Raw genomic sequence first — 1,159 nt, forward strand, 5'->3', positions numbered from 1 at the left:
GTGGCGCTGACGCAAGACAACTCCCACAGCCGTGCCCGGCACATGTCCGAACCGTGGCGGATGTCCACCCAGCTGGGCCACTATGTGGCCTCGGGTCCGGCTCAGCAGCGCGTCGGCAAGAGCTGGTTCCTCGGCAGCGCCAACGCCATTTATCAGTCGCTGAATCTCATTCACGACGCCAACCCCGACATCGTGGTCGTGGTCGGCGCAGACCACGTCTACCGGATGGACTTCTCCCAGATGGTGGAGCAGCACGTCGCGAGCGGGGCCAAGGCCACGGTCGCCGCGGTCCGCCAGCCGCTGCACATGGCGGACCAGTTCGGCGTGATCGAAACCGATGCGGACAACCCGGAGAAGATTGCCGCGTTCGTGGAGAAGCCGTCGTCAACACCGGGCCTCGCGGCCGACCCCAGCCAGTTCCTGGCCTCCATGGGCAACTACGTCTTCGACGCCGATGCCCTTATCGAAGCCCTCCACGTTGACGCCGAGCGCCTCGATACCAAGCACGACATGGGCGGGGACATCATCCCGTACTTCGTCAACCAGGGCGAGGCCGGCGTCTACGACTTCACCCTTAACGACATTCCGGGCTCCACCGAACGGGACCGCACCTACTGGCGCGACGTCGGCACCATCGATTCTTTCTACGACGCCCACATGGACCTGATCTCCCCTGTTCCGGTCTTCAACCTCTACAACTCCGAGTGGCCGATCTACACCCGCCAGACCATCTCCCCGCCGGCCAAGTTTGTCCGCGGGAAGTCCAACACCGTGGGCACGGCACTGGATTCCATCGTGGCCAGCGGCGTCGTCGTCTCCGGCGGCATCGTGGAAGGCTCCGTGCTCTCCAACGACGTCTACGTCGGCACCTCGAGCCGGGTCCTGGACTCGGTCCTGATGGACAAGGTCAACGTCGGCGAAGGCGCAGTCATCAAACGCGCCATCATCGACAAGAACGTCAAGGTGCCGGCCGGGGCCGCGATCGGACTCGACCCCGAACTGGACCGCGCCCGCGGCTTCAAGGTCACGGACTCCGGAATCACGGTCCTGTCCAAGGGCCAGCACGTCCCGGACCCCAGCGATGCGGAACGGGCGCTCTCCGCGGCCAACCTGCGCCTGGTGCCCGACGCCGTCCGCACCGCCACTGAGAACTGGCCCG

At 65.7% G+C, this 1,159-nt stretch carries 1 protein-coding gene; it reads left to right on the top strand.

The window, feature by feature from the left end; translation table 11 throughout:
- On the top strand, positions 1 to 1,159 hold a 1,159-nt coding region (locus AC1D1S_RS21285), incomplete at both ends, for a glucose-1-phosphate adenylyltransferase (RefSeq protein WP_476995464.1).

The sequence above is a fragment of the Arthrobacter sp. P1_A5 genome (assembly GCF_056406825.1).